Genomic DNA, 24,629 nt, shown 5'->3' with positions numbered 1-24,629 from the left:
TTACCTCACCAAATTAGACCCACAAGTTTACTTTTCAAATTGTTCCACTAGGGGCGATTGTTTAAAAATAAGAATTAGCATAGATTATGACAACACCACAACAAAGACCCTCTGCCGAAGCCACTTCCGACGTAGTGGATTTAGGTAAGCTGTTTGGCATTTTGTTAGACGCGAAATGGACCATCTTAGTCACCACTTTTTTATTTGCAGTTGGAGGGGTAGCTGTCGCTCTTCTATCCACGCCCGTTTATAAAGCGGACGCACTGCTGCAAATTGAATCTAAAAACTCAGGTGGAATTAGTTCTCTGGTCGGAGACATGGGCGAACTTTTCTCACAGGAGTCTTCTGCCACTACAGAAATAGAAATCATTAAATCGCGTATGATCTTAGGTGACACCGTTGATAAATTTAACTTAACCACGGTTGTTACGCCTGATTACTTTCCTGTTATAGGTAAAGGCTTGGCACGAATGTCGGGCGACGTTAATCAAATTACGGTCAGCCGTTATGTAATACCTGACTTTGCAATGAGCTTAAAGCACCATTTAGTTGTGGTAGATACGGAAAAGCAAACTTATCAGTTAGTTCGTGAAGATGATCTGGTAGTCCTAGAGGGAGAAGCCGGTAAGTTAGCTAAGAACAATGGTTATGAGCTGTTTGTCACTTCAATCCACGCTAATAGTGGTCAAGAATTTAACATCGCTAAACGCAGTCGTTTAGATGCGATTGAATGGCTGAAGCTCAACCTATCGATTAGTGAGCGTGGTAAGCAGACTGGAATACTTCAACTAAGTTTTACGGGTGAAAACCGTGTCCAAATCACCGATATCCTGAATCATATTAGCCAAACTTACTTCCTACAAAATGTAGAGAGACAATCAGCAGAAGCCGAAAAAAGCTTGGTTTTTCTAAAAGAGCGTTTACCTGATATAAAGAACAGTTTAACGACAGCAGAAGATTCGCTGAATCAATTTCGTCAGGCTAACGACTCTATTGACTTAGGGTTAGAGGCGCAGTCGACGTTGAAAGTGATGGTTGAGCTTGAAGCACAGTTGAATGAACTGACATTTAAAGAGAGCGAGATTAGTCAGCGCTTTACCAAAGATCACCCAGCCTACAAATCTTTATTGGATAAACGAGTAACGTTGTTAAACGAAAAAGAACGTTTAAACCAGCAAATTCAAAAGCTACCAAAAACTCAACGTGAAGTGCTTCGCATGACGCGTGACGTTGAAGTAAACCAACAAATTTATATTCAACTGCTTAATAAAGTGCAGGAGCTAAGCATTATTAAAGCAGGCACGGTGGGTAATGTACGCATTCTTGATACTGCACAGTCTTATGCAGCACCCGTGAAGCCGAAAAAACCGTTAATTGTAGTTTTAGCGACCTTAGTGGGTGGAATGCTAAGTGTTGCAGTTGTACTCGTAAAGGCTGCTCTTCACAAAGGAGTGGAATCTCCTGATGAAATTGAAGCAATTGGGTTAGCTGTATACGCAAGTGTACCAAAATCGGTTCTTCAGCTTGATATAGCCAATAAAGCTAAGCGTAAAAAGCAAAACAAGGAACAGTCATTACTGGCAGAAGTTAACCCTGCTGATCTTTCTATAGAAGCACTGCGCGGATTACGCACCAGCCTCCACTTTGCGATGATGGAAGCAAAAAACAACGTACTGATGATCTCTGGCCCTGCACCAGATATTGGTAAGTCGTTTATTTCTACTAACTTCGCGGCAGTGACAGCGAAAACTGGACAAAAAGTATTGCTTATTGATGCTGATATGCGAAAGGGTCACTTACAACATTCGTTAGGGGTAAGTGCGGAAAATGGCCTATCGGATGTATTAAGCGGCAAAATTGATACCAACCAGGCTGTCAAATCCTCGCCAATTGAGAACTTAGACGTTATTACCCGTGGTCAAATACCGCCAAACCCTTCAGAGCTGTTAATGCACCCACGACTTAAAGAGTTAGTGGAATGGGCTTCCCAAAACTATGACTTAGTGATTTTTGATACGCCACCGGTTCTCGCCGTAACTGACCCAAGTATTGTGGGCGCTTTTGCTGGCACTACGCTAATGGTGGCACGCTTTGGTCAAAATACAGCAAAAGAAATAGACATTGCTCGCAGCCGATTCCAGCAGTCTGGCATTGAGGTGAAAGGCGTTATCTTTAACGCGATCGAGAAAAAAGCCTCTAGCTCTTACGGTTATGGATATTACAACTATGAATACTCAAGTAATAACACTTAAAAGAATAAAGTATTAATAAATGTAGTGTGGAGCCTGTTGTAACTATTAGAAGTTGCACATAACAACAGTTAATGACAATAAATAATTCAACGTGCGCTGGCTTTATAAGAATAATAAAAAGTAAATACAAAGTGCCTCAGATGCTGAACTATCTGAGGCCGAGGTTAATCAAGTTCTAAATAAAATTAAGGAAATAAGTAAAATGCAATTTGATGTTTCAAATGCTAACGTTGGTATTATCGGCTTAGGTTATGTTGGTTTACCGCTTGCGGTAGAGTTTGGCAAAAAGTCACCAACCATCGGTTTTGATATAAACCAGTCACGTATCGATGAGTTATCAGCAGGTCTTGATAGCACATTAGAATGCAGCGACAATGAATTAGCAGAAGCAAAATACCTTTCTTACACTTCCTCTCTTCAAGAATTAAAGCAGTGCAATGTTTACATTGTTACCGTACCTACCCCAATTGATGAGCATAAACAGCCAGATTTGACGCCTTTAATTAAAGCGTCTGAAGCGTTGGGCAGCGTTGTTAGCCAAGGTGATGTCATTATTTATGAATCAACGGTATATCCAGGCGCTACAGAAGAAGACTGTATTCCTGTTGTTGAGTGTGTATCTGGCCTTAAGTTTAACCAAGACTTTTTCGCTGGTTACTCACCAGAGCGAATCAACCCTGGTGATAAAGAGCATAGAGTAACGAATATCCTTAAAGTTACCAGTGGCTCGACGCCTGAAGTGGCAGAATTTGTAGACCAACTATACAAATTGATCATCACAGCAGGCACACACAAAGCATCGACAATTAAAGTAGCCGAGGCTGCAAAAGTCATCGAAAATACTCAGCGTGATGTAAACATTGCATTGATCAACGAGTTATCAATCATCTTTAACAAGCTTGGTATCGATACTTTAGAAGTATTAGAAGCGGCAGGCACGAAATGGAACTTTTTACCATTCCGTCCAGGTCTAGTTGGTGGTCACTGTATTGGTGTTGACCCTTACTACCTAACGCACAAAGCGCAAGCGGTGGGCTACCATCCTGAAATGATTTTGGCAGGTCGTCGCCTAAACGATGGCATGGGTCAATATGTTGTATCTCAGCTTGTGAAAAAGATGCTGAAAAAACGTATTCATGTAGAAGGCGCAAACGTGCTTGTTATGGGGCTTACGTTTAAAGAAAACTGCCCAGACCTTCGTAATACCAAAGTGGTTGATATTATCTCTGAGCTAAAAGAATACAACATCAACGTCGATATTATGGATCCTTGGTGTTCAAATGCCGAAGCGCAGCATGAATACGGCTTAACGCTTTGTGAAAAAGAAAAGCAAGACCACTATGACGCCATCATCATGGCAGTCTCTCACAATGAATTTAAAGAAATGGGCGTCGATAAAATTCGTGCTTTGGGCAAGCCAGAACACGTACTGTACGACCTAAAATACGTCCTAGACAAAGAATGCGTAGATATGCGTCTTTAATCTAAGGTAAATATAAAACTCAGGAGACGAATACTTGGACTCCTGAGTTTTATCATGGGCAGGAAACTAGTGTCCTTACACTGCGAGCGTGATTCAGAATCTCCCGACACAGTTCACCCAGCCTCATCTAAGATCACTCATTTCCCCATCACGGAAAATACAATGACCAAATACGAACAAATCCAACAAGAGCTAGTTGAATCACCAAAAACATGGTTAGTAACGGGTGTTGCGGGCTTTATTGGCTCAAACCTACTTGAAAAACTGCTTAAGCTTAATCAAACTGTCGTGGGGCTGGATAACTTCGCGACTGGGCATCAGCACAACTTAGATGAGGTTAAAAGCTTGGTAAGTGAAGCACAGTGGGATCGTTTTACCTTTATTGAAGGTGATATCCGTGAGCCGAAAACGTGCCGACTAGCCGTAAAAGGTGTTGATTACGTACTGCACCAAGCAGCACTGGGGTCTGTACCTCGCTCTATCGCTGATCCACTAACGACAAATGCTGCGAACATAACCGGTTTTTTAAATATACTGGATGCCGCAAAAGAAGAAGGGGTAAGCAGCTTTACCTATGCCGCGAGCAGCTCGACATACGGTGACCACCCAGCACTACCAAAAGTAGAAGAAAACATCGGTAACCCACTTTCACCATATGCAGTAACTAAGTATGTCAATGAAGTTTATGCTTCAGTTTATGCGAGAACTTATGGTTTTAAAGCAACAGGCTTGCGATATTTTAATGTATTTGGTCGTCGCCAAGATCCAAATGGCGCTTACGCTGCGGTAATTCCTAAGTGGACATCTGCCATGATCAATAATGAAGAGGTGTTCATTTATGGTGATGGTGAAACAAGTCGAGACTTTTGTTACATTGATAATGTAGTTCAAATTAATATATTATCAGCAACGGCCTGTGATGATGCACGAGGTGATGTTTATAATGTAGCTGTTGGTGGACGAACTACTTTAAATACATTATTTGATGAAATTAAAATATCTTTGAAATCAATAAATGTAGAAACAAAAATAGAGCCACAATATGGTGAATTTAGAGTGGGTGATGTTAGACACTCTCAAGCGGATATATCTAAATCTAAGAAATTATTAAACTACAATCCTGAGTTTGAAATTAAAGAAGGGATTAACTTAGCAGTTAACTGGTATGTAGAAAATATAGTGAAATGACCAGCAAGAAAAACAGTTACTTAAAAAATATTGCCACTCTCATGAGTGGCACTTTAGCTGCTCAAATTGTATCACTCGCAGCTATTCCAGTTATCACACGAATATATAATCCTACAGAGTTCGGGGCGTTCTCGTTCTTATTATCAATATCAACTATTATTGGTTTAGTGTCTAGTCTTAAGTATGATCAGGCGATCATGTTACCGAAAAGAGTTTTAGATACAGAAGCGCTAGTAAAGCTTTCCTTTATAATTACTTCTTTGTTTACATTGGCCACACTTATAGTAATTATATTATTTGGAGATAAAATTAATGAGGCGATTGGCTACAATAATAATATTATATATTTTGTTCCTTTATTGGTGTTTTTTGTAGGATCCAACCAAATATTATCTGCATCTAATGGTAAATTTAGAGCTTATAAAACTATTTCTTTAGCTAGATTATTAAATACTGCTTCCTCGTCAGGGGTTCAAATTTCATCAAAATCATTATTTGATTTTAATGGGTTATTTGTTGGAAGAATTGTTGGTGAGTTAATTAGCTTCGTTATTCAGCTAAGTAGAAAATCAATAGTTAACTTGTCAATTAATAAAATAGTTATATCTAGAATGAGATTGAATGCTTCTAGGTATATCAACTTTCCTAAATACCAATCAACGACTGTTTTTATAAACGCGGTATCACAGAATCTGCCTGTTATATTATTTACAGCTTTGTTTAATCCAGCAGTTGCTGGATTATTTGCCTTAACAGTAAAAGTACTACAAGTTCCAATTTCTTTAGTCGGTTCTTCAACAAGAGAGGTATATTACCAAGCTGCATCAAAGTTAAACTCAGAAGGTAAAAGCTTTTTCAACTTGTACAAGAAAACAACATTTAATCTAGCAAAGCTATTTATACCTGCATTAATAGTAGTTCTTATTTGGGGTGGTGAATGCTTTGCATTAGTTTTCGGTGAGGAGTGGAAAGAAGCTGGTAATCTGGCAAAAATGATGATTATTTGGTTCTTCTTTTTGTTCATTAATTCACCGTCAATTGCTACTTTTAGTATTTTAGGTTTACAAAAAATACAATTGAAGACAGAGATAATATCAGTAATTGGTAGGGCTTTATCGATCCTGATTGGATATTATTTTTTCACATCATATGAAGTGGCTATTTCATTGTTTATTTTAATAAGTGTTTCTACTAACTTATTCTTGATTTCATATGTATTTTTGTATTTAAAGAGGAATAGCTCTAATGCTTAGTATTTTAGGTGACGTGTATCTAGATGATACTTATAAGTTAGATCTTGACTTCAAGAATGTAATCATAAACTTGGAATATCCCTTATATAATGATGGCGAACCTAGTAGAAATAAGGTTAACTTGGGTGTTAATAGGCCAAACCTTCTAGATACTTTTAAGAGTAAACCCTTAGCAGTATGCTTGGCTAATAATCATATAATGGATTATGGAAACTCTTCATTTGAAAAAACCATCAGATACCTTAATTCTGAGAATATTAAGTTCTATGGGGCTGGTTCAGAAGAGAATAACTATAATAACCCATCCATTATTGAGTGTGGAAATAAAAAAATAGCTTTACTAGGGTACTGCTGTCCTTCAACACATCCAAATTTCGGTGGCAAAGGGACTAATGGTGTGGCTGAAATATGTGAAAGAAGGATTTCAAAAGACATTGATAATACTAAAAAAAATTCCGACTTTGTCATTGTCCAGTTACATTGGGGAGATGAAGAGATATCTGTAGCTAAGCCAAAAGATGTTAATCTAGCAAGAAAAATTATTGATCTTGGCGCAGACCTTATTATTGGTCACCATGCTCATGTGATACAGCCTGTAGAGTTGTATAAAGGTAAATCTATTTATTATGGATTAGGTAATTTCATTTTCCCCGATTTAGATGTACCGTCACACTACGACGGAAATAAATTTTTAGGAAGATATATTAAAAAGCAAAATAGTTACAACAAAAAGTCTATTGTTGTAGAGCTAAGAGAGGACCTTAAATCAGATTTTTATACTACAAAATTTGATGGTGAAAGAGTATATAAAAGTAATACTAAAATACCAAATTTTAAAATTTCTAATGAGAAGCACTATTATCTTTACAAGAAATTATTTTTCAAATCTAGAAGTTTAGTTAGGTTTTTGAAATCACCAAAGGTTCCAAGTAAGAGCCAGTTAAAAAGTTTTATTAGATTCTAGATTGGAGGTTACTCATGTTAGCAATACATATGTGTAAAGGTTCGTTTTCTGATAAATGGATTGAATATTGTGATGAAAATGAAATTAAATATAAATTGGTTGACTGCTACTCTAGTAACATAGTTGAAGAACTAAGTGATTGTAGCGCATTATTATGGCATTGGCACCATAATGACTTTAAAGCACAGCTATTTGCGCGTCAATTGACACTATCGCTTGAGCAAAAAGGAATGGTAGTTTTTCCTAGTTCAAAAAACTCATGGCATTTCGATGATAAAATTGGTCAAAAGTATTTATTAGAAGGTGTAGGAGCTCCGATTGTAAAATCACATGTTTTTTACAATAAAGAGGAGGCACTTAGGTGGGCAAATGAAACGGAATACCCTAAAGTGTTTAAGCTTAGAGGAGGAGCTGGTGCGATAAATGTTAAATTAGCTCGCAGTAAGTCTGAAGCCAATAGGTTTATTAACAAGGCATTTTCTGGAGGGTTTAAGCACAATAGATTTATGGCACTTAAAGAGCGCTTATGGCATTTTAAGAGAGATAAAAGTCTAGATTCATTGATTAATATTTCAAGAGGTGTCGGGCGAGCACTTTTTCCTAGAAATGACATGAAAAACCTTCCAACAGAAAGAGGTTATGCGTATTTCCAAGATTTCATAAAAGACAATGATAGTGACATTCGTATTATTGTTATTGGAGATAATGCATTTGCAATAAAAAGAATGGTAAGAGATGGTGATTTTCGTGCATCTGGTAGCGGGCAAATAATTTATGACCCTCAGCATATCCCATTAGAGTGTGTGGAGTTGTCATTTAAGTTCGCAAGTAAACTTGAACTTGATTGTGTCGCTTATGATTATGTGATTAATGAAGGTAAGCCTGAGATCGTGGAGATTAGTTACGGGTTTGCATCGCATGCATATTTAGAGTGTACAGGTCTTTGGGGTAAAGATCTAAAGTGGACTAGTTGTGAAGTAAAGCCTGAGGCTTTAATGGTTGAAAGGGTTCTAGAAAAGTTAAGCAATAATCATGAAAACCTCAACAATTAATAACGGCTATAAGATAGAAGTGCCCAAAGTTTGGCCGTTATTCATGGCTGCGCTTTACTCCTATCTATGTGTTTATATTATTCCATGGGATTTTTTTAGAGATGGTTTGTTTTCTGATGTTGAAAACTATATTGTTAGGGTGGAGTATCTTGCTGGATTTGGAATCGAGAGAGAGTTTTCAGGTATATCACTATTAATTAGTGAGGTGCTTTGGAAGAAGATTTTATTACTAATAGCTACTTACTCAAAAGATTATGCGCTAGCTTTAAAACTCGTTTCGTTCATTTCTCTTTTAATCTACAGCTTCTTTTGTTTCAGAAGAATTAATATTACAATGGCTTTGATCTTGCTCTTTAACCCATTATTTATTGATTTGTATATGGGGCAGTTACGAATGTCTCTTGCATTTGCATTAGCTCTAATTGCTTATGAGTTAAGAGGAAAAAAAGTTTCCTATATTTTTTTAATAGCTTCAGTCTTCATTCATGCAAGCATATTTTTGATCATGGCAATTTATTGGTCGATAGTATTTGCTTCTCGCCGCATAGAAAGCAATAGAAAGTTTCTCATATCTTGTATGGCTATTGCATTTTTCTTTGTTGTTTTTCTGAAATTTGGCATCGATATAATTCTAGTTGCTGTCGAAGATAAAAGAGCTAATTATTCAGATGTAATTGCGTCAAGCTCATTAAAGTATTCTCTCTTTTGGTTTATTTTATCTGGATTGTTTACTCTAAAATCGGACTTAGTTACAACAGAACAACGTGAGTTAGTTGGCTTTTGTGTTCTAATGATGTCTCTTTTCTTTTTCTCATCGCTACTAGGACAATATGGGCAAAGATTTATGGCGATATCGATACCAGTAGTTATGTGTATGTTAGGAACAATAAAAGGCTATTATAAAGTTTATGCTATTTTAGCAGTGGTATCATTTCAGATTATCCAGTTTGTATATTGGACTCAGGTGAGTATTTTATAAATGAAAACGCTAGCACTAGTTATACCTTCACTAAATGGCGGTGGAAGCGAAAGAGTTTTTTCAATCCTCGCAAATGAACTTTCACAACATTACAGAATAAAATTAATTCTCTTAAAGTCTGGTGGGGTTTATCTTGAAAATGTTATATCGAATGTTGAAGTTGTTCAGTTAAATGAGAGCAGTATTATAAAGTCTGTACCTAAATTAATAAAGTGTCTTAAGTCCTTAAGTCCAGATGTCATAATGTCTACTCTTGGTTCTGTAAACTTGATAATGGCAATCATTAAGCCTTTTCTTCCTTCGGCAAAGCTTATTGCAAGAGAATCAAGTATACTTAGTATTAACAATAAGAGTGAAAAATACCCTAAGTTATTTGATTTCTTATTTAAAGTTTTTTATAGGAAATTTGATCTTATTATATGTCAATCTAAATACATGCAGAGGGATATAGTCGATAACTTCAATGTAGATTATAAAAAAACAATAGTAATAAATAATCCAGTAGTAATTCCAAAATCACCGAAAGGAAAAAATGAATCTTGTCCGGCTAAATTAAATTTTTTATCCGTTGGTAGGTTGGAGCATGTGAAAGGTTTTGATCTTCTGTTGGATGTTATAAAAGGTGCCATAGATAATGGCTCTAATCTAAGCCTTAAAATTTTAGGTGATGGTTCAAAGAAAGAAGAACTGAGCCAAAAAATATCTGATTTGAAGCTAGATAAATATGTAGAGCTTATAGGTTTTGTTTCAAATCCGCAGGATTTTATGAATGAGGCTGATGCATTATTAATATCATCTCGTTATGAAGGCTTTCCTAACGTTGTTCTTGAAGCAGGATCTAATGGTCTTCCCGTTATTGGATTTAATAGTCCTGGAGGGATATCAGAAATTATAGATGATAAGAATTTAGGAGTTTTGATTGATAACTTTAATGTAACATCTCTTGCAAATGAGATTTCAAAATTCTCATCTGAAAATTATTCAATCAACGACATTTATAGTTTAACTAAAAATAGATACTCTACAAAAACAATTATGGGAAAGTATCATTCGTCAGTTGAAAAGGTTATAGAAGGGTAAGTTAGTGAAACAAAAGATATATAATGTACTACCATTGTTCTTTAAAAATATACTTGTGACAATATATAATTTAAGATTTTTTAAAATTTACGGTGCAGAATATAAAGATAAGCTTAATGAGGCGAGTGATTTCTATCATAATAAATCAAGAGAAGAACTTCTAGAAATACAAAGAGAACGGTTAATAGAATTTTGGTATAACGCTAGGAATAATAATAAGTTTTACGCAGGTTCTGAATACGATTTCGAAGTTAATAGTGTTGAAGATCTAAAAAAACTACCAATCTTAACTAAAGAGCACCTTAGAAGAGAAGATATTAAAAGTGGTTACTATGAACAGAATTTGATAAAAGGGAATACAGGTGGGTCTACCGGTAAATCCCTTGAATTTTATATGACTCAGTGTGATTTTATTCAACGCCAAGCGACTTTGAATTTTTTTAGAGGGATTTATGGTTATAAAATTGGTTCAAAAATTGGCTGGTTTTCTGGAAAGGAAATTATAACTGATAAAGAAGTCTTACGAAATAAATTTTGGGTCAAAGATTACCTTCATAATATTACTTACTTCTCTACATTTCATTTGTCTGAAAAATCCCTAGATTCGATGATATATGAAATTAATAAAAGCGGAATAGAATACCTATCGGGTTTTCCATCTGCAATATATGATTTGGCTAAACAATGGGATAAGTCTAAAAAACCTGTTAATACAAAAATAAAGGCTATATTTCCTACCGCAGAGCCACTTCATGAATACCAAAAACAGTTTTTAGAAGATTTTTTCAATTGCCATGTACCGGATCAATATGCATCTAGTGAAGGAACTCATTTTATATATGAGTGCCCTGAAGGAAAGCTGCATTATGATCTTACAACTGGTGTCTTTGAAACTCTTTCCGATGATTCAAATGAAGTCTTAGTAACATCTTTTACAACCAATGAAATGCCTTTGATACGCTATAGAATTGGTGATGGAATCACTTTCTCTGATAGTAGTTCACAGTGTGAATGTGGTACTTATATGCCAATTGTAAAGAGTATTATAGGAAGAAGTGTTGCATATGTATACTCAAAGGAGCGTGGTAGGATTACAGTTTCAAATATATCTAATGTTGTTAAATATCTTAAAGTCATTGATAACATCCAACTTGTTCAAATTAATGAAGACTTAATAAAAGTAAAAGTTGCATTAGATTTATCAATTGATCGTGAGGATATAATTAATAAGTTAGAATATGAACTTAGATATCGATTAGGCGATGAAATAGAACTTGAGTATGAATTCATGGAGAGAATCCCTACTGAACCTAATGGTAAATATCTAATGATTAAGAATATGTTGGTGTAAAATGATCAAAGTAGCCTATATTATACCTACCTTAAGTCAAGGTGGTGCCGAGATGCAGCAGATAAACATTCTCAATGGTCTTGATCATAATAGATTTATAGTAAAAGTCCTTGTGTTAAAAGATAAAAAAGAATTAATAGGTTTTGTTAATCCAGATTTGATTAATAAGATTGAATTTATTGGTTTTAAAAACTTTCTTTCTATAGGTAAATTATTTGAATTATACCGTGAGTTGAAGTCATTCTCTCCTGACATTATACATTCTCAAATGTATAATGCTAACATATTATCAAGGCTAATTTCATACTTCTTCAAGTCTCGACCTTTACTTATTAATCACTCTCATGGTCTATCTGAGTGGATCGACAAACCTAGATTATTCTTGGATCAGTTCACGCACTCAACAGTTGATAAGTTTATTGTTGTTTCTTCAGCAAGTATGAAGCTACGAACTACCAGAGAGAAATACCCCCAAAATAAAGTTCAGTTACTTGCAAACTCAGTTAGCGATAAACTAACAATGATTCCTAAGCGTCCTCTTTCGAGCACTATTACTTTTGGTATTGCTTGTCGTTTGATTCCTCTTAAAAATGTTCAAGGAACAATTAACTTGGTATCTTCGTTATCTAGATTGGGCATCGAGTGTAAGTTAAAAGTAGCTGGGGATGGACCTGAAAGAGAAAAGTTAGAAGAAATTGCTTCTAGCTGCGGTGTTGAAGTTGAGTTTCTTGGCTTTACTGAAAACATGGATGCCTTTTTCGAAAGTATAGATGTATTCTGCTTATCATCTACAACTGAAGATCTACCGCTAAGCATCATCGAAGCCATGATGTCTGGGAAACCAGTTATTTCAGCAAGTGTTGGTGGTATCCCTAATCTTGTTAAAGGGCTGCACTCTGCACACTTAGTTGATGATTTCTTCGATGAAAGTGAAGTCAATTGTACCTTCGAATTTATAAAGTCATTGTACGGTTTTGACTACCACAGTGAGTTGACTCAATTTGCAATGAGTAAATTCTCAAATTCAGGCTATTGTAACTCTCTTCAAAATATGTATGTTGATTTGGTAGGAACAAATGAATAAGAAAATAATGCTCCTTTCAAATACGAGTTGGTACCTATTCAATTTCCGAGATACAACAATAAAAAAGCTTATTCTAGATGGTTACGAACCTATATGTGTTGCACCAGAAGATGAATATTCTAGACAATTAGTTGAGCTTGGTGCTACGTTTGTTCCTCTTGATATAGAAGGAAAAAGCACTAATGTACTAAGTGAACTTAAAGCCTTATATCATGTCTTTTCAATTATAAAATCTCAAAACCCAGATTGCGTGCTTAACTTTACGATTAAATTGAATATTTATTCTGGTTTGTCTTGTTTGATTTTAAATGTTCCTTTTATAAACAATATCTCTGGTTTAGGTACTGCTTTTATACATAAAGGATTTTCTTTTAAGGTAGCTAAGCTGCTTTATGGAATTGTAAATAGAAATGCAAGTTGGGTTTTCTTTCAAAATGACGATGATAGGAAGCAATTCTTAGATAACTCTTTCTGTAGCGAAAGTAATAGTAGTATTCTTCCTGGTTCAGGCGTTGACTTAGAAAAATTCTGTTACAGCCCCAAATATCAAGATAGTAAAGAAATGAAGTTTCTTATGATATCTCGTTTGATTTCCGATAAAGGGGTTAATGAGTATGTTTCTTCTGCAAAGGATTTAAAGTTAAACAATCCTCATTTGGACTTTACTTTAGTTGGTGAGTTATATCCTAGTAATAAGTCAGCTATACCAAGAAATATTGTTGAATCGTGGCTAGATGACCCTAATATAACGGTAATGCCACATTCCAATAATATCAATCAGTTAATATGTGATGCTGATGTCATTGTTTTACCTTCATACAGGGAAGGTTTGCCTCGGACAATTATTGAAGCTGCAAGTGTTGGAAGGCCAGCTATTGTGACTGATGTTCCTGGTTGTAGACAGGCTGTTATTAATAATGAAACAGGTTGGTATTGCGACGCGAAGTCTGCAGAAAGTTTAAAAGAAAAAATATTGATGGTTTCAAAGCTTTCTCATGAGAAGATATCGGAATTTGGTAAAAATGCTAGGTTGAATGTAGAAGAGAATTTCTCGGTTGATATTGTAGTTTCAGAGTATATGGATAAGATCGTAAAACATTTGAAATGATAATTTAAGTTCAGAACCGTTTACCACACCAAGTAAACGGTACTTCTTACAATTAGTTTGTTGCTTCTTTTACCTCTTCCTTGCCTATTTTCATTTCTAATTAAACTTGTAATTCTCCATACATAACTCGGTGCTGTAGAGTAAAGTAAGAGCAAGCGTTAACCAAGATCACTTGACTCGCAGGGCGGCTTTGTTGCTTAAATCGATGGAGCTAAATCAAGAAGCTACGATCTGATCGGCTACATCCATTAACCGTCATCGCCTCATGCCCAACCTCTTTACAAAACAACCAACTGGAAACAGTATAACAAAGCGCTATCAATGACCTTTTGGATTGATGAGGAAGCGATAGCCTACCTAGTGGAAGCAAAACAAACAAGGCAAGTGTGGTAGACCACGACGATTCAGCCATTACTACCGCACTAATGGTAAAACGAGTTTTCTCTATGCCATTGAGAGCGCTGCAAGGTTTTATAGACTTATTATTTAAACTGGCTAAAATCCCCGCTTGTTATTCCGCATTACACCAGTGTAAGCCGTCGAGCTAAGGAAGTTGAGGTTTTATTCAAAACCCAAACCAGAGGAGCAATACAACATCTGGCTATTGATGCCAATGGCCTCAGGTTTATGGTGAAGGTGAATGGAAGGTCAAGAAGCATGGTACAGACGGGAAGCGTAGAGTCTGGCGTAAGCTGCATATCGCAGTCGATACAAGCACCCACGAAATAGTCGCGGCAGAGTTGAGTTTATCTAACGTAACCGATGCCGAAGTGCTCCCCAACTTACTTGAGTAGACGCGTCGTAAAATCATTGAGATATCAGGTGATGGAGCTTATGACACAAGGAATTGCCATGACGCTATACGAATCAAGCGAGCGGTTCCGCTCATCCCGCCACGAGAGGGGGCGAGCTTCTGGGAACAAGGACATCCTCGCAATTTAGCGGTAGGTTGTCAGAAGCGCTACGGCTCCAATAAGAAGTGGAAAAAGCGGTATGGCTATCATAAGCGCTCGCTATCAGAGACTGCAATGTATCGACTGAAACAGTTGGTAGATGGGAAATTAAGCCCAAGAAATTACAACGCTCAGGTTGGCGGGACTTACGAAATGATCAAAGCGCTGAACAAGCTTACGGGGCTAGGTATGTTAGAAACTCAGTATATCGTCTAAGAATCAAGGATATGGGGCAAGCATGTCTTCTCTCTCAATTAGGTAAAAAGCCGTCTAAAATCTGAAATCGAAGAGGTTTTTTGTTCAGCAGAATTGGGGTGGGAGGAGGGGGGTAACCTCACCTATTCCTGCATTGGGAGGCTTAACCCCGATAGAAGTTATTCAAAAAGGTGATTTGAACTTAGCCTTAATGACGTTAAATAAAATTAAGTATGGGGATTATTCATAAGTATATCCTCCTCACGGTCAGCCCCTAGTTGGGTCATCAATCACCATCCATTCTACCTACGCCCATAATTGGGTGACACACTTCTACGCCAGAGCTTACCGATGATATTTGCTATCGATACAAGTTGTTCTTATTGGTCATAATTTAGCTTATGGTCGGTTAATTGGTCAGGATGTTGTACCAGCCTGATAGCTAGCGTCTACATAGGCATTGAATGCTTACTTATCCATGTCTTAAACAGTTTCAACCACGAGGTAACATTATGGCAGGCACGTTCTGGGCTGCCATGATTAACTTCTTTATGTTGAGTAGGTGACACCTGTTCCCAAATGTCGTCCTTCTCTGAACCACATGTCACGCGCCATTGACAAAAGTGATGGTGGGCCGTGTTGGTCGCCGCCCATACCGCGAGCAAATCATGTCGCCTTAATGATATATGAGGGATTAGCGTGCGTTTACATCATGAGCCATTTCGAGCTCTTTTTTCCCCATCATGCGGCGAACCATACGAGTCACGCGCCAAATGTGCGTCAGAACATAGAAATAAACGGCAAAGAGTGCGATAAACGAATAGAACATCACCGGCTCACTGATGTTCTTAAACTCACCGTAAATACCGAACAAGGCAAACAGAGAAGCCAGTAAGCCAATCGCTGCAAGAGTCTGACGTGAGTTAAATCCAATACGTTGGAATATGTGGTGAAGGTGCTCTCGGTCAGGTTTGAATGGTGAGTCTCCACGGCGAATGCGGCGAACCATAATGGCGACCATATCCATCAGTGGGAAGCCAATGAGCCATAGCGCTGTGACTGGGCGGATCAATGGCTCAGAGCGGGTTTGGCTAGCAGCGAGTAGGAGCCAAATGATGGTAAAGCCCATCAGCATACTGCCTGCGTCCCCCATAAACACTTTGCGTTTACGGCCAAAAATACCGAGATTCATCATAATATAAGGTAACGTAGCAATCATCAGCACAAGGCAGAAGTAGCCTAAGCTTTGGTGGTCATTGACTTGCAATAGAAAGGCGATGGAAGCTAAAGAAACAATAGAGAGCCCGCCTAGCAAGCCATCAATACCATCCACCATATTAAAGGCATTAATTGCGCCGATCACCGCCAAGATGGTAATCACAGGGCTTACGATGCCTAAAGACACGTCGCCAAAGCCAAACATATTGCCCAAGCTGTGTAGATCAATACCGTAAACGTACATCATAATCACCGAAAGGACGGCCTGTACGAACATTCGAGCTTTAAAGTTTAAGTCTATTTTATCGTCTATTGCGCCAATCAAAGTCAGCATCGCAATACAAGCTAGGTAAACCCCGCTGTGTTGGATTGCTTCAGGCCGAAACGCTAAGTATTGAGCTAAAACTAGACAAATTGAAATACCACCAACTAAGGGTATTGCACCATTGTGAAGCTTTCTTTTATTAGGTTTATCTACCAAACCAATCCTTTTGGCGAGTTTTCGCATTAAGAAGAGGGTTATGAATGAAGAAAAAAAGATACTACTTAATTCTAAAAACATGATTTCGCCAACTTGTGTTTAATAGTTTTTGATTTTTTAATTTAGTTGTGTGATTTTACTTCAAACATTTTATGATCTAAAGATAAATTGACGCGTTGTTGTCTATTTTTTGACAGGCAAAATCTTGACATTTTTGTCATTTGGCTTGTCTTGTTTCAAGCTAGTCCAACTTTTCAAATTCTGATATTCTCGGGGAAAAAGAAACCAAGGACTTATCAATGAAAATTGCAGTAGCGGGTACTGGCTATGTAGGGCTTTCCAACGCCATGCTGTTAGCGCAGAATCACGAAGTGGTAGCGTTGGATATCATTCCAGAAAAGGTTGAGTTGCTAAACAACAAGCAATCTCCAATTGTGGATGCAGAGATCGAGGGCTTTCTCGCGAACAAGCAACTTAATTTTGTTGCTACGACGGATAGAGAACTCGCTTACCGTGGTGCTCAGTACGTGGTTATTGCCACACCGACCGATTATGACCCGACGACGAACTACTTTAATACTTCTTCGGTAGAAGCTGTGATGAAAGACGTGATGTCCATTAATCCAGATGCCGTGATGGTCATCAAGTCGACAGTGCCAGTCGGTTATACCGCTCGTATCAAGCAAGAAATGGGTTGCGAAAATATCCTCTTCTCACCTGAATTTTTACGTGAGGGTAAAGCGCTTTATGACAACTTACACCCATCTCGAATCATTGTCGGTGAGCGTAGTGAACGTGCCGAGACTTTCGCCAGTTTGTTAGTGGAAGGGGCGGTAAAGGAAGATATCCAAGTTTTATTTACCGATTCAACAGAAGCAGAAGCGGTTAAGCTATTTTCAAATACTTACCTAGCAATGCGTGTCGCGTATTTTAATGAGCTGGATTCTTATGCGGAAGCGCATGGCTTAGACGCACGTCAAATCATCGAGGGGGTGGGCTTAGACCCTCGCATTGGTAATCACTACAATAATCCATCGTTTGGGTATGGCGGTTACTGCCTTCCAAAAGATACCAAGCAGCTTCTGGCGAATTATCAAGATGTACCAAACAACATCATTGGCGCGATTGTAGATGCGAACCGCACGCGTAAAGACTTCGTTGCCGAGTCGATCATCAAGCGTCAGCCTAAGGTCGTAGGTATCTATCGCCTGATCATGAAGGCAGGTTCTGATAACTTCCGTGCATCTTCTATTCAGGGCATCATGAAACGAATCAAAGCCAAAGGCATTGAAGTTGTGGTGTATGAACCGGTTCTCCAGGAAGAGGAATTCTTCAATTCTCGTGTGGTTAAAGACTTTAATGAGTTTAAACAGACGGCGGATGTGATCGTTTCAAACCGTATGGTGGAAGACCTAGCGGACGTCGCTGATAAAGTCTATACACGTGACCTTTTTGGTAGCGACTAACTTGATAGCTCCTAGTACACAAGTGCTAGGAGCTTTAACTTTTTAAGATACTCAATAAACCACCTTAAACCCTTTCCCCTCCAATTCTTTCCCTAATGCTTGTTGGGCATCTTCTTCTCCATGAATTAAATGAATGACTTTCGGCGCTGTTGGAATGCCAGAAATAAACTTGAGTAAGTCACTTCTATCTGCATGTGCGGAATAACCGGAAATGGTATGAATCTGAGCTTTGACTTGGATTTCTTGAGCATTTATCTCCACCGTTGAATTGCCAACTTGTATGGCCTCACCTAGCGTACCTTGAGCTTGATAGCCTGCAAACAGCACATCATTTTTTTCGTCAGGAAGCAGTGCTTTTAAGTAGTTAACGATTCTGCCTCCTTCACACATTCCGGATGCGGCCACTACAATGGCGGGCTCATCGGTTGAAGCGAGTCGGTTTACTAAGGCTTTATGCTCGGTGTGACTCTCGACTGTAATGCACTGATCAAACGCGAGTGGATGTCGATGATTCTCTAGCCTGTGCTTGGCTTCCTGGCTCCACAACGTTTTAAAACGGCGATAGGTTTTGGTCACTTCTTTCGCGAGAGGGGAATCCAAAATGATCGGTAATGAAGATGCCAAATCATGCTGGTTAATCAACTGCTCAATATCAAATAGCAGTTCCTGTGTTCGACCGACACTAAAAGCCGGAATTAGGATTACACCACCGTCTTTTAACGCATGCTCAATGATGTTTTTTAAACGTTGAGTGCGAGTGGCTATGTCCTCGTGTTGTTTATTGCCGTAGGTCGATTCAATAAACAGATAGTCGGCACGCTGGGGAGATTGTGGGTCAGGTAAGAGGGGGGTATTCGATGGCCCTAAGTCACCGGAGAAAACGACAACTTCATTATTGAGGAGTTTGAATTCGACATACGCAGACCCCAGTATATGCCCTGCGGGTTGAAAGCGGACATCAGCGAGGTCAGGGAGTTCTATCCACTGCTGATAATCACACGGCTTTAGTTGATTCTTGATGATATTCAGTACTTGTTGTCGCTGGTGATAGTTTAAACCGAGTTGTAACTTCAGACCGTCTTCAAGCATTAAGGGAACGAGTTCCGCAGTTGCGTGCGTGCAATATATTGGTCCTTTAAAACCAGCAGCCAGTAACCATGGCAGGCGGCCAATATGATCTATATGAGCGTGTGTAAGAACGAGAGCGTGTACCTGTTCGATAGGAAACTCAATGTTAAGCGTAGCATCGCGCCCACCAAAACTAAGATCCTGACCTTGAAAGAGTCCACAATCAATCAAAATACTTCCATGAGGCAGTTTGAGCTCATGACAGGAGCCAGTAACAGTGTGTTTGCCACCGTGATGGATAACACTTGCGATGTCTGAAATTGGTGTCGTCATGCTTTCTCCTTATCTATTCAGCATAGGCGCTCAGCTAATGAAAGACTAAAACTTCTGACTCAGTGGATTGGATGTAAATAGTTGGAAAAGCACTGAAATGCGAGGGAGGTGTTGTTTTATTTCGGGTAAGAGGGAGGTGCTTTACTTCTGATAAGAAAAAGGGATGCATGAAGCACCCCTTTGTTATATCTGTTTGCTTTTAAAACAAGATTAAGCTTTTGCTGCTGCCGCTGCTTTAGCGATTGCTGCGAAGCTCTTAGCGTCTAGAGAAGCACCACCAACTAGAGCACCATCGATGTCTGGTTGTGAGAAGTATGCTTCTGCGTTTTCTGGTTTAACGCTGCCGCCGTATTGGATGATTACTTGCTCAGCTACTGCTTCGTCTTTCGCTGCGATTAGTGCACGGATAGAAGCGTGGATGCGTTGTGCATCTTCAGCTGTTGCTGCTTTACCAGTACCGATTGCCCAGATTGGTTCGTAAGCGATGATCGCGCCGTTTAGAGCTTCAACGCCGTAAACGTCGATAACTGCGTTGATTTGACGAGCACATACTGCTTCAGTTTCGCCTGCTTCGTTTTGTGCTTCAGATTCACCGATACAGAAAACTGGCGTTAGACCGTTTTCTTTTAGGAAGTTGAATTTCTTCGCGATGAACTCGTCTGATTCGTTGTGGTAGTCACGACGCTCAGAGTGGCCGATGATGATGTGAGTAGCACCAAAGTCTTTCAGCATTTCTGGAGACATGTCGCCAGTGAAAGCACCGCTGTTGTTTAGGTCAGTGTTTTGCGCACCTAGGATGATCTTGTTACCGCCTTCTGCGATTACACGCTCTGCTAGATCGATGTAAAGTGCTGGTGGAGCTACTGCTACGTCAACACCTTCAACGCCTTCAAGCTCAGCGTTAAGACCAGTTAGCAGCTCAGTTACCATTGCTTTGCTGCCGTTTAGTTTCCAGTTACCCATCACTACAGGACGACGCATAGGAATATCTCCGTATTATCTATTTAATGATTAATGTAAAAAATCTACGAAAGAATATAACAGAATAATTTGAACAGATCATGATTGGTATCATGTCTTATGTGCCTTTCTATTTCTGGTTGGAGTTGAAGTTGCTCTGTCATTTCTATCAAAAGCAATCGATTGGTGATCACGTAGACAGAATGATAGTTCATTCCTCGGAAATTGCAGCTTGGATTGGTATTACTACGCACTGGATTTTAATGTTGTATAAAGGAATCAAAATGCCAAATTTGGTTTTAGAATATTCGAACTCAGTGGAGGAGCGCGTCAATGTTCAAGGTTTACTGGAAGATTTACATAGAGCAGCGTTGGATAGCGGGCTTTTTGAATTAGCATCAGTGAAGTCAAGAACACTCCGCTGTCACAACTGGCTGATAGGTGAAGAAGGCGACAGTCTGGACTTTATCCATGTAAACTTTGAGTTACTGGCGGGCAGAACATCAGAACAAAAAAGAGCGTTATCGCGAGACTTAATGACAGTACTTCAGGAACAAGCCAGCCATGTTCACAGCTTAACGGTGAACATTCGCGATATGGATGTGGCATGTTTTCAAAAAGTGGTGAATTGATCATAACGGCTTGTATTTCGTGTCTTTAGTTTTACGTTGTTCCTTTCTAAAGTGAACGGGCTAAGCTAATCTAGCGTTTTTATTTTCGGGGTATTTGTGAATGTTGACTAAAGAGTTGCTGTTTTCTTTTCGAGGGCGTATCGGGCGTAAAACTTTTTGGATATGGAATGTTATCTATTACGTTTCCATCTTAGGTTTTGGCGTGGGTATCAATAAGCTGTTTCCGGCTTTTTCTCACCTTCTACTTCCTATTTTTCTCTTGGTCATGCTTATTCCTGACCTCGCGATTACGACTAAACGCTGGCACGACCGTGATAAATCGATTTATTGGTTAGCGCTTAATATTCCTTTGGTCTTGGGTCGACTGGCTACACCAATGACGAGCCCAGTTTCACAAGAGTCTTCCACGCCGCAATTATTCATCGCGTCCATATCTTTAATTTGTGGCGTATGGATTTTGGTGGAATGCGGTTTATTAAAAGGGACCACAGGCCCCAATAAGTATGGCCCTGATCCGGTTGGATAAATGATGCCATTCTCTACGGCTCGAGGGAGCGTGATGGGGAGTTGGAGTTTAAGGGCGGTTATGAGAGAAACCGACAGCTATCAATAACAATCGTCGCTCTTTTTAGTGACTCTGAGTTGAACTACATTATCAGCTTGGTCAGGAGTTGTGTTTCCCTGTAAGGCGTCCTTAAACTTCATGATCTGTTTCTGTAACTCATTCATTAATACTACGTTGACATGGTTTGGGTTTTTACAGTTATTGATCACTCTGTCTATGTGACTTTGTTGCGCCCATAATCTTGGCTGCATGCTTTTCGATGCACCCTCAATCATCTCTCGAGCCTTCTCTTGGCGGAATTGCTCAAAAGCTTCTGGGTCATCCTGTGCCATTTTCATCAGCTCGTCGAAAGAAGGCAGAGGTTGCGGTTTGTGAGTGCGCAGATTGGCCATCGTTTGTCTCCCAATCCATACGGATAGTTACGCTTCGATATTAAAAGCGTATATCACGGAGAAGAGGAGAGCGGCGAAATTGTTCTTTATTCTCAGATGTAAGAGTAGATTTTCATAGGTGAGTACTAGCGAGGAGCTGTGTATTTCTACTGATTACTTATTCTTGAATACGGTATACACAACGTCGTTGGCCGCTAATGATATGCTCTGTGCGCTTGATGCGAGTATGATCACCAAGTAGAGCTTGGAATACACTCAGTTCCGACTGGCAAAGGCTAGGGCAACGCGTCGCTGCTTTGCAAATAGGGCAGTGGTTCTCAATTAAGATAAAACCGTGCTCGTCTTGATCAAGTTCGGCCATGTAGCCTTCTTGTTCTCGTAATGAGACGAGCATTTTCAATTTGCTTTCTAGCGTGTCACATTGCTCAAGATGTTGACGATAGCTTTGTAACGTGAGCTTTTCGCGTTCAGAGGTCACTTTCTCCAAACCGTCTTTACCAAAGATATGTTCGACGGCTTCAATGAATTGCACGGTGAGTTCACCATGGCGATCGGCAAATTGCTCATGGCCTTTTTGGGTGAGTGCCCAATGCCTGGTCGGGCGACCGACTTTGACTTTGACGTCGTAAATAGACAGGATGCCATCATCTTCTAAACCTTGCAGGTGCTGGCGTGCACCCATGGTTGTCATACCAAGTTCAGAAGAGAGTTGTTTTGCCGTGACAGAGCCGTCACGCTTAACGATTTGCAATATCCTATCTACGGTCTTCATATTCCCACCATCTATATGTCATGACACATTATGCGCGATAGGCTTTGTAAAGAAAAGTGTTGACTTAGTTTTGGATAAGAGACACTAGATTCCTAGGACCTATTACCTAGGTCCTAGCAGCTCGATTGCTTTGTTAAAGAATAATATCGCGTACTTCTTGATCTTTACGCTCTAAGTAGTGGATCGACTTGATACGACGGATGGTGCGGCAGCGACCACGAATTAGCAGAGTTTCTGTTGTCGCAATATTCCCCTGACGAGTAATCCCTTCTAGCAGATCACCTTTGGTAATGCCTGTGGCAGAGAAAACAACGTTGTCGCTGCATGCCATGTCTTCCATTTTCAACACGACGTTTGCTTTCACGCCCATCTCTTCACAGCGTTTTAGCTCTGCTGCGCCGTAGATGCGGTTTTCTTCGGTATTGCCTTTTACTTCATGGCGAGGAATTAAGCGGCCATGCATATCGCCGTCCAGTGCACGAATTACCGCCGCAGAAACAACGCCTTCTGGTGCGCCGCCAATGCAGTACATTACGTCCACTTCACTGTCTGGCATACAAGTGAGTATTGAAGCAGCAACGTCACCGTCTGGCACAGCAAATACACGTACGCCCATTGCTTGCATTTCTGCGATCACTTTGTCGTGACGAGGCTTAGCCAGCGTGATCACGACTAAGGTATCTAGAGATTTACTGAGCGCATTTGCGATGTTTTCTAAGTTTTCTTTTAATGGCTTTTCTAAATCGATAACGCCTTTTGCGCCAGGGCCAACCACCAGTTTTTCCATATACATGTCAGGTGCTTTGAGGAAGCTGCCTTTTTCACCGGCCGCGAGGACAGCCAAAGCATTTGATTGGCCCATTGCCGTCATGCGGGTGCCCTCGATTGGATCGACCGCGATATCGACTTCATCGCCACCAATACCCACTTGCTCACCGATGTAGAGCATTGGCGCATCATCGATTTCACCTTCGCCAATGACAATTTCACCGCTGATTTCTGTTTTGTTCAGTAGTGTGCGCATAACCTCAACGGCTGCACCGTCCGCTGCGTTTTTATCGCCGCGACCAAGCCATTTGTAACCAGCCAGCGCTGCACCTTCAGTAACACGGGAAAATGCCATTGCTAAATCACGTTTCATGATGTCTCCAAATAAGCAAGAGGGAAGAAGAATTTGCGCGGCGATTTTACCATAACGATAGTGAAACGTTTGCGTTTTTGCTGAGCTTTTACTTTGGGTAAATTGAATTTGATCAATACTGAGTAAGTTTTTTCTTGTAGCAAGAGGCAAATATCTTGCTCAAAAATACTTCGGTGATCGGAAAAGTCAGCGTTTAGTGAGATTGCGCCGGTTTTTTAACCGAATGATGCAAAATATCGAATATAGTAAGTGTTTCTCGTCGCAACGCTGAGTAGAATGAACCACATATAGGTAAGGTGCGCGCCTGTCTCGTGCATCATCCCAACGGAACAACATAGGTAGGCCAAGATGTCTTTTGAAGTATTAGCACAACTAGAATCTAAAATTCAAACTGCAGTTGACACAATCACTCTTCTTCAAATGGAAGTTGAAGAGCTGAAAGAAGATAAAGCAAAACTAGAAGCAGAAGCGAACGATCTTCGCACTCAACGTGAAGAGCTAGAGCAAAAAGCTGAGCAGGCTCAGCAAGAGCACACGCAATGGCAAGAGCGTATTCGTGCACTACTTGGCAAAATGGAAGAAGTGGAATAATTCTACTTTTCTGTCCAGAATTGAAAACACCCGCGATAAGCGGGTGTTTGTGTATTTGGGCCTTGGGA

General features: G+C 39.5%; 21 protein-coding genes and 1 pseudogene. 16 read left to right on the top strand and 6 right to left on the bottom strand.

Going from position 1 to position 24,629, the window contains the following annotated elements; all coding sequences use genetic code 11:
• Nucleotides 1-86: 86 nt before the first annotated feature.
• The 12 genes and pseudogenes from L3V31_RS09965 (at nucleotide 87) to L3V31_RS09910 (ending at nucleotide 14,963) form a co-directional block, all read left to right on the top strand.
• Nucleotides 87-2,252 (top strand): polysaccharide biosynthesis tyrosine autokinase, encoded by a 2,166-nt coding sequence (locus L3V31_RS09965; RefSeq protein WP_237315901.1) that lies wholly within the window; start codon nucleotides 87-89, stop codon nucleotides 2,250-2,252.
• A gap of 202 nt (nucleotides 2,253-2,454) precedes the next feature.
• On the top strand, nucleotides 2,455-3,735 hold the full coding sequence (tviB, locus tag L3V31_RS09960) for a Vi polysaccharide biosynthesis UDP-N-acetylglucosamine C-6 dehydrogenase TviB (RefSeq protein ID WP_237315900.1): 1,281 nt from the start codon (nucleotides 2,455-2,457) through the stop codon (nucleotides 3,733-3,735).
• A 162-nt stretch (nucleotides 3,736-3,897) separates the two neighbouring features.
• Complete coding sequence (locus L3V31_RS09955; RefSeq protein ID WP_237315899.1) at nucleotides 3,898-4,923, top strand: NAD-dependent epimerase/dehydratase family protein; 1,026 nt, start codon at nucleotides 3,898-3,900, stop codon at nucleotides 4,921-4,923.
• Nucleotides 4,920-6,176, top strand: a complete 1,257-nt coding sequence (locus L3V31_RS09950; RefSeq protein WP_237315898.1) for an oligosaccharide flippase family protein — start codon at nucleotides 4,920-4,922, stop codon at nucleotides 6,174-6,176. The genes L3V31_RS09955 and L3V31_RS09950 overlap by 4 nt, the downstream gene beginning before the upstream one ends.
• The gene (locus L3V31_RS09945; RefSeq protein WP_237315897.1) at nucleotides 6,169-7,140 is read left to right on the top strand and encodes a CapA family protein; all 972 of its coding nucleotides are present in this window, start codon (nucleotides 6,169-6,171) and stop codon (nucleotides 7,138-7,140) included. Before L3V31_RS09950 ends, L3V31_RS09945 begins: the two co-directional genes overlap by 8 nt.
• A gap of 14 nt (nucleotides 7,141-7,154) precedes the next feature.
• Nucleotides 7,155-8,192, top strand: coding sequence for a hypothetical protein (locus tag L3V31_RS09940; RefSeq protein WP_237315896.1), 1,038 nt, complete (start codon nucleotides 7,155-7,157; stop codon nucleotides 8,190-8,192).
• A complete protein-coding gene (locus L3V31_RS09935; RefSeq protein WP_237315895.1) occupies nucleotides 8,173-9,171 on the top strand; it encodes a hypothetical protein in 999 nt (332 codons plus the stop codon). Before L3V31_RS09940 ends, L3V31_RS09935 begins: the two co-directional genes overlap by 20 nt.
• Nucleotides 9,172-10,251 carry a glycosyltransferase gene (locus L3V31_RS09930; protein WP_237315894.1) on the top strand — a complete coding sequence of 360 codons (1,080 nt, stop codon included), beginning with the start codon at nucleotides 9,172-9,174 and terminating at the stop codon, nucleotides 10,249-10,251.
• 4 nt (nucleotides 10,252-10,255) lie between these two features.
• On the top strand, nucleotides 10,256-11,602 hold the full coding sequence (locus L3V31_RS09925) for a hypothetical protein (RefSeq protein ID WP_237315893.1): 1,347 nt from the start codon (nucleotides 10,256-10,258) through the stop codon (nucleotides 11,600-11,602).
• A gap of 1 nt (nucleotide 11,603) precedes the next feature.
• A complete protein-coding gene (locus L3V31_RS09920) occupies nucleotides 11,604-12,686 on the top strand; it encodes a glycosyltransferase (protein WP_237315892.1) in 1,083 nt (360 codons plus the stop codon).
• On the top strand, nucleotides 12,679-13,794 hold the full coding sequence (locus tag L3V31_RS09915) for a glycosyltransferase family 4 protein (protein WP_237315891.1): 1,116 nt from the start codon (nucleotides 12,679-12,681) through the stop codon (nucleotides 13,792-13,794). Before L3V31_RS09920 ends, L3V31_RS09915 begins: the two co-directional genes overlap by 8 nt.
• A 321-nt stretch (nucleotides 13,795-14,115) precedes the next feature.
• Nucleotides 14,116-14,963, top strand: a pseudogene (locus tag L3V31_RS09910) (IS5 family transposase).
• 673 nt (nucleotides 14,964-15,636) lie between these two features.
• On the opposite strand, the gene wecA reads toward L3V31_RS09910, so the two are convergent.
• Complete coding sequence (gene wecA / locus L3V31_RS09905) at nucleotides 15,637-16,722, bottom strand: UDP-N-acetylglucosamine--undecaprenyl-phosphate N-acetylglucosaminephosphotransferase (protein ID WP_237315890.1); 1,086 nt, start codon at nucleotides 16,720-16,722, stop codon at nucleotides 15,637-15,639.
• 218 nt (nucleotides 16,723-16,940) lie between these two features.
• Here wecA and L3V31_RS09900 point away from each other — a divergent pair, with 218 nt between their 5' ends.
• On the top strand, nucleotides 16,941-18,107 hold the full coding sequence (locus L3V31_RS09900; RefSeq protein WP_237315889.1) for a nucleotide sugar dehydrogenase: 1,167 nt from the start codon (nucleotides 16,941-16,943) through the stop codon (nucleotides 18,105-18,107).
• A 51-nt stretch (nucleotides 18,108-18,158) separates the two neighbouring features.
• On the opposite strand, the gene L3V31_RS09895 is transcribed toward L3V31_RS09900, so the two are convergent.
• Nucleotides 18,159-19,508 carry an MBL fold metallo-hydrolase gene (locus L3V31_RS09895; protein WP_237315888.1) on the bottom strand — a complete coding sequence of 450 codons (1,350 nt, stop codon included), beginning with the start codon at nucleotides 19,506-19,508 and terminating at the stop codon, nucleotides 18,159-18,161.
• 210 nt (nucleotides 19,509-19,718) lie between these two features.
• A complete protein-coding gene (gene tpiA / locus L3V31_RS09890; protein WP_237315887.1) occupies nucleotides 19,719-20,489 on the bottom strand; it encodes a triose-phosphate isomerase in 771 nt (256 codons plus the stop codon).
• Between the two features lie 263 nt (nucleotides 20,490-20,752).
• Here tpiA and L3V31_RS09885 point away from each other — a divergent pair, with 263 nt between their 5' ends.
• Complete coding sequence (locus L3V31_RS09885) at nucleotides 20,753-21,100, top strand: 5-carboxymethyl-2-hydroxymuconate isomerase (protein ID WP_237316084.1); 348 nt, start codon at nucleotides 20,753-20,755, stop codon at nucleotides 21,098-21,100.
• Between the two features lie 100 nt (nucleotides 21,101-21,200).
• The gene (locus L3V31_RS09880) at nucleotides 21,201-21,626 is read left to right on the top strand and encodes a DUF805 domain-containing protein (RefSeq protein WP_237315886.1); all 426 of its coding nucleotides are present in this window, start codon (nucleotides 21,201-21,203) and stop codon (nucleotides 21,624-21,626) included.
• An 80-nt stretch (nucleotides 21,627-21,706) separates the two neighbouring features.
• Here L3V31_RS09880 and L3V31_RS09875 read toward each other — a convergent pair whose 3' ends face one another.
• The 3 genes from L3V31_RS09875 to glpX all read right to left on the bottom strand — a co-directional run bounded on the left by L3V31_RS09875 (nucleotide 21,707) and on the right by glpX (nucleotide 23,970).
• Nucleotides 21,707-22,057, bottom strand: a complete 351-nt coding sequence (locus tag L3V31_RS09875; protein WP_237315885.1) for a DUF3135 domain-containing protein — start codon at nucleotides 22,055-22,057, stop codon at nucleotides 21,707-21,709.
• Between the two features lie 157 nt (nucleotides 22,058-22,214).
• Complete coding sequence (locus tag L3V31_RS09870) at nucleotides 22,215-22,829, bottom strand: metalloregulator ArsR/SmtB family transcription factor (protein WP_237315884.1); 615 nt, start codon at nucleotides 22,827-22,829, stop codon at nucleotides 22,215-22,217.
• A 133-nt stretch (nucleotides 22,830-22,962) separates the two neighbouring features.
• Nucleotides 22,963-23,970, bottom strand: coding sequence for a class II fructose-bisphosphatase (gene glpX / locus L3V31_RS09865; protein WP_237315883.1), 1,008 nt, complete (start codon nucleotides 23,968-23,970; stop codon nucleotides 22,963-22,965).
• A 348-nt stretch (nucleotides 23,971-24,318) separates the two neighbouring features.
• On the opposite strand from glpX, the gene zapB reads away from it, so the two are divergent.
• Nucleotides 24,319-24,561: a cell division protein ZapB gene (gene zapB / locus L3V31_RS09860; protein WP_237315882.1), complete on the top strand. Its 243-nt coding sequence runs from the start codon at nucleotides 24,319-24,321 to the stop codon at nucleotides 24,559-24,561.
• Nucleotides 24,562-24,629: the final 68 nt, after the last annotated feature.

Origin of the sequence: Vibrio sp. J1-1 (assembly GCF_021728395.1) — a bacterium.
Classification (GTDB): Bacteria; Pseudomonadota; Gammaproteobacteria; order Enterobacterales; family Vibrionaceae; genus Vibrio.
Note: the sequence above shows the minus strand (reverse complement) of the source record. Positions and strands in the feature narration are given on the sequence as shown.

What these genes read in the sequence shown, in the direction of transcription:
- L3V31_RS09965 (WP_237315901.1), top strand. Translation starts at nt 87, where the DNA reads ATGACAACACCACAACAAAGACCCTCTGCCGAAGCCACTTCCGACGTA.
- tviB (WP_237315900.1), top strand. Translation starts at nt 2,455, where the DNA reads ATGCAATTTGATGTTTCAAATGCTAACGTTGGTATTATCGGCTTAGGT.
- L3V31_RS09955 (WP_237315899.1), top strand. Translation starts at nt 3,898, where the DNA reads ATGACCAAATACGAACAAATCCAACAAGAGCTAGTTGAATCACCAAAA.
- L3V31_RS09950 (WP_237315898.1), top strand. Translation starts at nt 4,920, where the DNA reads ATGACCAGCAAGAAAAACAGTTACTTAAAAAATATTGCCACTCTCATG.
- L3V31_RS09945 (WP_237315897.1), top strand. Translation starts at nt 6,169, where the DNA reads ATGCTTAGTATTTTAGGTGACGTGTATCTAGATGATACTTATAAGTTA.
- L3V31_RS09940 (WP_237315896.1), top strand. Translation starts at nt 7,155, where the DNA reads ATGTTAGCAATACATATGTGTAAAGGTTCGTTTTCTGATAAATGGATT.
- L3V31_RS09935 (WP_237315895.1), top strand. Translation starts at nt 8,173, where the DNA reads ATGAAAACCTCAACAATTAATAACGGCTATAAGATAGAAGTGCCCAAA.
- L3V31_RS09930 (WP_237315894.1), top strand. Translation starts at nt 9,172, where the DNA reads ATGAAAACGCTAGCACTAGTTATACCTTCACTAAATGGCGGTGGAAGC.
- L3V31_RS09920 (WP_237315892.1), top strand. Translation starts at nt 11,604, where the DNA reads ATGATCAAAGTAGCCTATATTATACCTACCTTAAGTCAAGGTGGTGCC.
- L3V31_RS09915 (WP_237315891.1), top strand. Translation starts at nt 12,679, where the DNA reads ATGAATAAGAAAATAATGCTCCTTTCAAATACGAGTTGGTACCTATTC.
- wecA (WP_237315890.1), bottom strand. Translation starts at nt 16,722, where the DNA reads ATGTTTTTAGAATTAAGTAGTATCTTTTTTTCTTCATTCATAACCCTC.
- L3V31_RS09900 (WP_237315889.1), top strand. Translation starts at nt 16,941, where the DNA reads ATGAAAATTGCAGTAGCGGGTACTGGCTATGTAGGGCTTTCCAACGCC.
- L3V31_RS09895 (WP_237315888.1), bottom strand. Translation starts at nt 19,508, where the DNA reads ATGACGACACCAATTTCAGACATCGCAAGTGTTATCCATCACGGTGGC.
- tpiA (WP_237315887.1), bottom strand. Translation starts at nt 20,489, where the DNA reads ATGCGTCGTCCTGTAGTGATGGGTAACTGGAAACTAAACGGCAGCAAA.
- L3V31_RS09885 (WP_237316084.1), top strand. Translation starts at nt 20,753, where the DNA reads ATGCCAAATTTGGTTTTAGAATATTCGAACTCAGTGGAGGAGCGCGTC.
- L3V31_RS09880 (WP_237315886.1), top strand. Translation starts at nt 21,201, where the DNA reads ATGTTGACTAAAGAGTTGCTGTTTTCTTTTCGAGGGCGTATCGGGCGT.
- L3V31_RS09875 (WP_237315885.1), bottom strand. Translation starts at nt 22,057, where the DNA reads ATGGCCAATCTGCGCACTCACAAACCGCAACCTCTGCCTTCTTTCGAC.
- L3V31_RS09870 (WP_237315884.1), bottom strand. Translation starts at nt 22,829, where the DNA reads ATGAAGACCGTAGATAGGATATTGCAAATCGTTAAGCGTGACGGCTCT.
- glpX (WP_237315883.1), bottom strand. Translation starts at nt 23,970, where the DNA reads ATGAAACGTGATTTAGCAATGGCATTTTCCCGTGTTACTGAAGGTGCA.
- zapB (WP_237315882.1), top strand. Translation starts at nt 24,319, where the DNA reads ATGTCTTTTGAAGTATTAGCACAACTAGAATCTAAAATTCAAACTGCA.